The sequence below is a fragment of the Caballeronia sp. GAWG2-1 genome, from assembly GCF_023631405.1.
In the GTDB taxonomy this organism is placed as follows: domain Bacteria; phylum Pseudomonadota; class Gammaproteobacteria; order Burkholderiales; family Burkholderiaceae; genus Caballeronia.
This window is the reverse complement of record NZ_JALQDD010000046.1, coordinates 1-7,628: the sequence shown is the minus strand read 5'-3', so window position 1 is coordinate 7,628 and position 7,628 is coordinate 1. Positions and strand designations below refer to the sequence as shown.

The following is a 7,628-nucleotide window of genomic DNA, read 5'->3' as shown; positions in this document are numbered from 1 at the left end:
GGGGGGGCGTCTAAGCAGGCGGAGACGAAGCTGGGGCGTTTTTGGGGGGGTGGGGGGGGGGAGGAATTGGTGGGGGTTTTTTGGGGGGGTGGCGGGGGGGGGGGCCGCCGCGGCCCGCCCCCCCCCCGACGCGTTACATCAAGCCTTGGGAGCAAGCCAAGAATCTTCGGCTTCAATGCCGTCCGGCTCGTACGTCCACGTGATTTTTTCGTAGGTGAACGCGAGGTCTTCCATGTGGCCCATCTGACGGTTGTTCGGGTCCAGGCAATTGGGCGTCCACGACTGCATGTGCGTAAGGATCGCGTTTTCGAGCTTGGCCGTGTAGTACTTTTCTTCCGTGCCCTTGGGCGAAATGCGGTAGAACTCGAGCGTCACCGACTTCAACTGTTCGCCCGAAGTCAGCGCCTGATACAGCTTCGGGCTCGACTTGTCGATTTCCTTCGTCACCGTCATTGCGCCATGCACGCGCTTGCCGGTCGGCAGACCAGTTTGCGGGCTCTTCGGAATTTCGATGGTGTGATCCACGGCTTGCACGAGGATCTTGCCTTCGTGGCCTTGAACCTTGGTGGAGCCTTCGATCTTTCCTTGGTTCTGGCCTTCGAGGGTGAGGTAGCAGGGCATCGGCATGATTAATCTCCAGTTAGTTTGGGTTGGCGGCGCGCTGTGTGTTTGCCTGGCCGCTTGCGCCTTCGATCTCGTTCAGCGCATGAGTACAGATTAAGGTCGCCGCGTTGCGGCTTCGTTTCGAGTGGGGCGCGGGTTTGTTACATCCGAAATATGGCGGTGTTATCCGAGCCGAACGATCGTCGCTTCGACGTCGTCGCCTTCGGGATAAGGCATGAGCAGCAGCGTGGCCGGGCAGCCGCGCACGCGCACGAAGTACGAATCGTCCGGGCCGATCGCATTCCTCACCGCCCAGCTTACGTAATCCGTGCCGCCAATCTGCATGCGCAAACCCTCCTGTGCGTATTCGAGCGTGGTCTTTGCCGGCAGCGCGCCGCGTGCGCCGACCGCCTGAAAGTCGATCGATACTTCGTCGCTGCGCGGCACGCCGAACGCGAAGCCCGCAAGCGGCCCTTCGAGCGAGCCGATCTCGAACCACTGACCGATGTTCTCGTCGCCCCACAGCGTCAGGCGATAGCCGCCGAGCGCCGCCAACGGCGCCTGCTTCGGCGCGCGTGCGAGCGCGGCGACGAGCTTCGCGGGCCACGCGGCGTTCCGATCGGCGAAGGTGAGCGCACCGGCGAACAAAGGTGGCGGCACGGTATCGCCCGAAGCGGTGAGGAACAGCACCGGCGGCGCCGCGCCACGCGATGCCTGCAGGCTCGCGTACAAAAGCGACAAGCCATAGCGCACGGATGGTTTGGCGAGCGTCGCTTCATCGACGAGGACGATCCACGCGTCGGCCGCCTGCATCGCGTCGAGCACGACACGCGCGACGGCCTTGTCCGGTTCGTCGAGCCATACATGGCCTTGCGCCGCGATCCCGTAGCGCTTGAGCGTCGCCGCCACTTGCGCGATGCGCGCTTCGTCTTTGGCGAGCGCCGTGACCCATACCTGCTTCATTGCGCTTCTTCCTCGATGACAGCGGCTTTCGCCTCGGCAGGCTCGAAACCGAACGACACGACGAACACGCCTTCGTCGTTCACATCGAGCTCGGCGTGCGTCGGCTGCTCGGCTTCGCTCATGCGGATAAGGATCTCGTGCGAGAGCATCGGCATGACGGTGCCGCGCAGAATGAAGTCGATGTTGCGCGCGCCCGTTTCCACTTCCGTGCAGCGCGCGGCGATGGTGTCCACGACCTTGTCCGTGTACGCGAGACGAATCTTGTTGGCGCCCAGGAGACGCTTCACGATCTTGTCGAGCTTCAGGCGCACGATGCCCGCGAGCGCATCCGTCGGCAGCGTGTAGTACGGAATCACGGTCATGCGCGCGAGCAGCGCGGGCTTGAAGTGCGCGGAGAGGATCGGCCGCACGGCGGCGAGAATGGTCTCGTCGTCGGGACGCTCGCCGTTCGCCGTGAGTTCGGTGATGACATCGGTGGCGAGGTTCGAAGTCAGGAACACGACCGTGTTGGAGAAGTCGATTTCCTTGCCTTCGCCGTCCGAGAGCATGCCCTTGTCGAACACCTGGTAAAACAGGTTCATCACGTCGAGATGCGCCTTCTCGGTTTCGTCGAGCAACACGACCGAGTAAGGACGCTGACGCACGGCTTCGGTCAGAAGACCGCCTTCGCCATAGCCGACATAACCCGGCGGCGAGCCGATCAGACGGCTCACGTTATGGCGCTCCTGGAACTCGCTCATGTTGACGGTGACGGTGGACTTCTCGTCGCCGAAGAGAATGTCGGCGACAGTCAGCGCCGTTTCCGTCTTGCCGACGCCCGACGGTCCCGCGAGCAGGAACACGCCCATCGGTTGCTCGGGGTCCTTCAACCCCGCCGCCGACGACTTCAGCACTTCGGCGATCTGATGCATCGCGTGATCCTGACCGCGCACGCGTCTGGCGAGCGTCGTTTCCATGTTCAGGATGGTCTGCGCCTGATCGCGCTGCACCTTGCCGAGCGGAATGCCGGTCCAGTCGCTGACGACCTTCGCGACCACGTCGGGATCGACGTCCACGCGCACCATCGGCTGATCGCCCTGGGCTTCGCGCAAATCGGCTTCGGCGCGCTTGGCGGCGTCGCGCAGGGCGTCGATCTGCGCTTCGGGTTGCGCGGCGGCGCGTGCGGCGGCCACGGCTCCCCGTGCCGCGACGAGCGCCTCGCCCGCTTCCTTCTGCGCGAGCCAGCGCACGCGCAAATCCGCCGCGCGGGCTTCGAGCGAAGGCAGGGCATCGGCGATGGCGGCGAGGCGTTCGTCGTCCACCGGCTGCATGTTGTCGCGATCGCGTTCGAGTCCGCGCCGTTCGCGCTCCAACGCCTGAATGCGGCGCTCGGTGTCTTCGAGCACATCGGGTTTCGCGCTTTGCAGCACCTTGACGCGGGCGCACGCGGTATCGAGCAGATCGACGGCCTTGTCCGGCAACTGGCGCCCGGTGATATAGCGGCTCGACAATTCGGCGGCGGCCACGATGGCGTCGTCGCGCATCACGACTTTGTGCACGTCTTCGTAACGTTCCTTCAGGCCGCGCAGGATCAGCACCGCGGTCGGCAAGTCGGGTTCGTCGAGCTTCACGAGCTGGAAGCGCCGCGCGAGCGCCGCGTCTTTCTCGAAGTACTTCTTGTACTCGGCCCAGGTGGTCGCCGCGATGGTGCGCAACTCGCCGCGCGCGAGCGCCGGCTTGAAGAGGTTCGCGGCGTCCGACGTGCCCGCCTGACCGCCCGCGCCGATCAGCGTATGCGCCTCGTCGATGAACAGGATCACCGGCTTCACCGATGCCTTGATCTCGTTGATGATGCCCTTCAGCCGGTTTTCGAATTCGCCCTTGACGCTCGCGCCCGCCTGCAACATGCCCATGTCCAGACCGAGGATGGTCACGTCGCGCAACGACTCGGGCACGTCGCCATCGACGATACGCAGCGCCAGTCCTTCGACCACCGCCGTCTTGCCGACGCCCGGATCGCCCACGCAGATCGGGTTGTTCTTGCGCCGCCGCGCGAGGATATCGACCATCTGGCGGATTTCGGCGTCGCGTCCGAAAACCGGATCGATCTTGCCCTCGCGCGCCTTCTCGGTGAAGTTCTCGCAGTACTTGGCGATTGCGCTGCCGTCCGAACCGGCCGCCGCGCTCGCGCCGCCTTCCGATGCCGACGAAGTGCCCGCCGCCGTCTGCTCTATCGACGCCGCCGACGCCGCGCCGAAGCGCGCGAGCAAGCTCTCGCGGTTGATCGGCCGCAGCATGTCGGCATAGCCGCCGGTTGCATAGAAAGTGGCGCGTGCGAGGAACGCGAGCAGGATCGCACCGGAACGCACGCGCGTTTCGAGCAAGTCCACCGAGGCGATCAGCCACGCATCCTGAAGCAGTTCGAGCAGCACCGGCGAGAACACCGGCCGGCCCGTATTGCCGCCGCGCAAATCTTCTATCGACTGATCGAGCGCGCGGCGAAAGAGCGCGGCATCGATGTTCTGTTCGCGCAGCAAAAGCGGGATATCGCTTTGCGGATCGTCGAGCAGCTTGACGAGCATGTGCTCGACGGAAATCTCGTATTGGCCGCGCGAGATGCACAGACCGGCGCTGTTTTCGAGCGCTTGCCGGCAGTAGCCGTTGAGCCGGCTTACCAGCGGTTTCAGATCGACCAGCAACATGGCTTGGGCTCCTCTCGTGTCTCTTGATATCGGTGGTTCAGATCGCGAAGCTGACCGGACGCGGCACGGCATTCGCGCGCGGCGCGAGCCACGTGTCGCGGCCCAGCGCGTTCCATTGCATGCCGCCCGTGCGGGCGTTCTCGGCGAGACCCGCGCGCAGTTCGAGAAGCACCGTCACGTCGAACGGTTCGGTCAGGTAATAGCGCGTGAAAAAACGCAGACGCTCGTACTCGCGCCGGCCTGGCTGCAACGCTTCGAACAGAGCCAGCGGCAGGCCGCGCAACTCGATTCGCACATGATTGTTGGCATCGCGGCTCTCTTGTCCGAGATAGCATTCGACGCCGAGCGCATGACGGCCATCGCCGAGCGTGAGACGCTGATCGTCGGGAATCGGCAGCCAGCTTTCCACGCAATTGACGATATGCACGTCGGCGGGCGCGAAGGCATCGGCGAGCAGCGTTTTCAGGCCAAGCGCCGAATGCGGGCGTTGCGAGAAGAGGCCCGCGTAGCGCAGCATGTCGGAGACGCCGGGCGTGTCGTCGCGGCGCATGGAGCGCTCGTGCAGGCCGACGAACGCATACAGGCGTTCGAGCATCGCCGTGTCGCCTTCCTCGACCACGCGCACGTGCGGCCGGTACTTGACCCAGCTTTCGAACAACAGCGGATACAGCGTGTAATGCAGGATGTCGAGAAACTCGCGCATCCCGCTGCGGCCTTCGCGTTCTTCCTCGATCAGGTCTTCGGTATAGAAGCTCGGCAGCGGCGAGGACACGCCGTAAAGCCCGAAGAAGTTCGCGGTAATTCGCGGCGTCGGCGCGGGCTCGGGCGCGTCGTCGTCGATATCGGCATGACGGCGCGGCAGATCGCGCTCGATCTGGTCGATATCGCTTTCGGGAAAGCCGAGCGCAAGACGCGGACGCACGCGCAGGCGTTCCGGATCGTCGCCCGCAAGACGCGCGCGGCGGCGCAGCAGCCGCACCGCCTGAAAATACGCAAAGCGTTCGCCTTGCTCAAATAGCGCGTCGTCTAGAGCAGAGCTTGTTGACCGAGCCGCGGCGTCCATCTGAATACCTCTCCGGAGAAAATGTCTTCCAGCTCGAATCGCGTATACGTGTTCATGCTTGCGTAGGCGCCGAGAAAACGGTCCAGCACGCTGCCGAACACGTAGAGATCGCCCGCGCCCGCGAAGTGATCCATCTCGCAGCGCACGCGGATCAGCTGACCGCGCAGCATGTTGCGCCCGAAGAGCCGCACTTCGGGCGTGACGCTCATCTCCTTCAGGCCCGCGATGCGTCTGCGGTTCGCCGCCTCGTGGCCTTGCTCCTGGCGCTCAGAGAACACGTAGAGCGAGAGGAGGGCGCGCAGGTTGGCGGCATCCGCGAGCGAGAGGAAGTTGAGCGCGGCGTGACCGAGCAGCCGCCAACGCAACGCCTCGCCGACGGGCGGATTGACCACCGGTGTCATCGGCCGGATATTGCGGAACTTGAGGCGCTCGGGCGAACTGCTGGTTGGCTCGCTGAGATCGCCGTAACGCAGGCTCTCGGGCAGATAGCGGTTGGTGCAGGTCAGCTCGATGGAAAGCGTTTCGGTCTGCGGCGTGGCCTCGGGCGGATACGCCACCGAGAGATACAGCTCAGTCTCGTTGCCGACGGCGGCGGGGCGCAACGACGTGTGATAGACGAGATCGCCCGGCGCGCGCTGGTCTTCGCTCGCCGTCGCGGCGGATGCCGCGTGCCCGAGCACGCCGAATGGCCGGTACACGCGCTGCTGCGCCACGCCTTGCCGATACGACGTGACCTTGTCGACTGAATGAATCTGGTAATGCTGACGGTTCGCGCCTTCCGGGCTCACGCGATAGTCCATTTGCCGATGATCCAGCGTGATCGGATTGGCGTGATGCTCGAACAGATTGATGACGGGCGTCACGTTGAGCATGAAGGCGTCGGCGCTCAATTCGGTGAGCCATGCGGGCAAACGTTTGAGGCACAGCGTGACCGAGAACGTCGTGCCGGTGGCGCCGCGCAGCTTGTCGATCCCGTTCAGGTCGAGGAACAGGAATTTCTCCGGCTGCACGAAGAACTCTTGCAGACTGCGATACCCCGGAAACGCGTGACTCGGATACGGCACGAGCTCGCTGTCGAAGCCCGACGGGACGAGCGAACGCGCGCCCAGTTCCGTCGATACCCCGCTAGCCGTCAGCCGCACCGACGTCACTTCGGTCATGAGCAGCATCAGGAGTTTGGAGGCATCGCTGTAGCCGCCCGCCAGAAAGAGCCGCAGCGACTTCGTCTGCCAGCGCGCGAGATCGAGCCCGCGCAAGCTGAAGTCGAGATCGATGGAAGGCGTGCGTCCTTCGCCCGCTGAAAGCCGCGCGGCGAGTGTGAGCGGATGCACGTCCACGGCCTGGGTCGTGCGGAAATGGCAGGGCGTGCCGTCCACCGGCGCCGATGCCAGCTCCACGCCCGCCGCCACGCTCGCGGTTTCCGTGAGCGCGCCGCGCGGCTCGAACAGCACCATCGTCGTCGCGGGAACCGGACGCAGATAGTGCGGAAACAGCAGCGTGGAGAGTTCCTGGATGAACTCCGGGAACTCGTCGTCGAGCTTCTGGCGCGCAAGACCCGTGAGGAAGGCCACGCCTTCGAGCAGGCGTTCGACGTCCGGGTCGGTCGAGCGGCCTGCGAGCATCGGCGCGAGCGCCGGATTGGCCTCGGCAAACTCGACGGCAAGCGTCTTCAGCTTGGTGAGTTCGTTTTCGTAATAGCGATTGAGCATCGTCGGGATCGGTCGCGGGCCGTCAAGGCGTCAAAGCACGGTGACGCGGCCATCGGAATTCACGGTGGTGGACAGGCGCAGTGGAATCTCGCGATCGTTCACGGCGAGCGTGCCATCGAGACTGAAGCGGATCGACATCACGTCGCTGCGGTCGCTCAAAAGATGCACTTTCGGGTTGAGCACGCGCGGTTCGTAACGCGACACCATGCGTTGAATCTCTTCCTCGATTTCGCCCGTCGATCCGCCTTCCAGCCCGCCCGCGATATTCGTGAAATCGGGCACGCCGAATTGCGGATCGAGCTGCACGCTGCCCTGTCTCGTATTGAGGATGCGCGACAGATGCTCCATCACGGATCTCACGAGCACCTCGGTGCTGGTCTCGTTGGTGCGCACCGCGCCCTGTTCCCAGCCGGATATGCGTTCCAGCAGCCTGCGCTCTCTCATCGACGGTCCCGATCGACGCAGCGGCGTAAGTCCGCCGCCGCGTCATGCGTGATTTGGAATGCGTCAGGCCTTCGGCGCGAGCCACGAGTCTTCGGCTTCGATGCCGTCCGGCTCGTAGGTCCACGTGATCTTTTCGTAGGTGAACGCGAGATCTTCCATGTGACC

6 protein-coding genes and 1 pseudogene are annotated in these 7,628 nt (G+C 64.4%); all 7 read right to left on the bottom strand.

Annotated features, from left to right (window positions below; all coding sequences use genetic code 11):
* Positions 1-138: 138 nt before the first annotated feature.
* Complete coding sequence (locus NCR98_RS32590) at positions 139-627, bottom strand: Hcp family type VI secretion system effector (protein ID WP_244831870.1); 489 nt, start codon at positions 625-627, stop codon at positions 139-141.
* 159 nt (positions 628-786) lie between these two features.
* Positions 787-1,566: a toll/interleukin-1 receptor domain-containing protein gene (locus NCR98_RS32585; RefSeq protein WP_244831869.1), complete on the bottom strand. Its 780-nt coding sequence runs from the start codon at positions 1,564-1,566 to the stop codon at positions 787-789.
* Positions 1,563-4,247, bottom strand: a complete 2,685-nt coding sequence (tssH, locus tag NCR98_RS32580; protein ID WP_250470201.1) for a type VI secretion system ATPase TssH — start codon at positions 4,245-4,247, stop codon at positions 1,563-1,565. The genes NCR98_RS32585 and tssH overlap by 4 nt, the downstream gene beginning before the upstream one ends.
* A gap of 37 nt (positions 4,248-4,284) precedes the next feature.
* Complete coding sequence (gene tssG / locus NCR98_RS32575) at positions 4,285-5,310, bottom strand: type VI secretion system baseplate subunit TssG (protein WP_250470203.1); 1,026 nt, start codon at positions 5,308-5,310, stop codon at positions 4,285-4,287.
* On the bottom strand, positions 5,274-7,019 hold the full coding sequence (tssF, locus tag NCR98_RS32570; RefSeq protein ID WP_250528516.1) for a type VI secretion system baseplate subunit TssF: 1,746 nt from the start codon (positions 7,017-7,019) through the stop codon (positions 5,274-5,276). Before tssF ends, tssG begins: the two co-directional genes overlap by 37 nt.
* Positions 7,020-7,049: 30 nt before the next feature.
* Positions 7,050-7,463: a type VI secretion system baseplate subunit TssE gene (gene tssE / locus NCR98_RS32565; protein ID WP_244831865.1), complete on the bottom strand. Its 414-nt coding sequence runs from the start codon at positions 7,461-7,463 to the stop codon at positions 7,050-7,052.
* Positions 7,464-7,526: 63 nt separating this feature from the next.
* Positions 7,527-7,628 (bottom strand): annotated as a pseudogene (locus NCR98_RS32560) (type VI secretion system tube protein Hcp); the annotation flags it as partial.

What these genes read in the sequence shown, in the direction of transcription:
- NCR98_RS32590 (WP_244831870.1), bottom strand. Translation starts at nt 627, where the DNA reads ATGCCGATGCCCTGCTACCTCACCCTCGAAGGCCAGAACCAAGGAAAG.
- NCR98_RS32585 (WP_244831869.1), bottom strand. Translation starts at nt 1,566, where the DNA reads ATGAAGCAGGTATGGGTCACGGCGCTCGCCAAAGACGAAGCGCGCATC.
- tssE (WP_244831865.1), bottom strand. Translation starts at nt 7,463, where the DNA reads ATGAGAGAGCGCAGGCTGCTGGAACGCATATCCGGCTGGGAACAGGGC.
- tssF (WP_250528516.1), bottom strand. Translation starts at nt 7,019, where the DNA reads ATGCTCAATCGCTATTACGAAAACGAACTCACCAAGCTGAAGACGCTT.
- tssH (WP_250470201.1), bottom strand. Translation starts at nt 4,247, where the DNA reads ATGTTGCTGGTCGATCTGAAACCGCTGGTAAGCCGGCTCAACGGCTAC.
- tssG (WP_250470203.1), bottom strand. Translation starts at nt 5,310, where the DNA reads ATGGACGCCGCGGCTCGGTCAACAAGCTCTGCTCTAGACGACGCGCTA.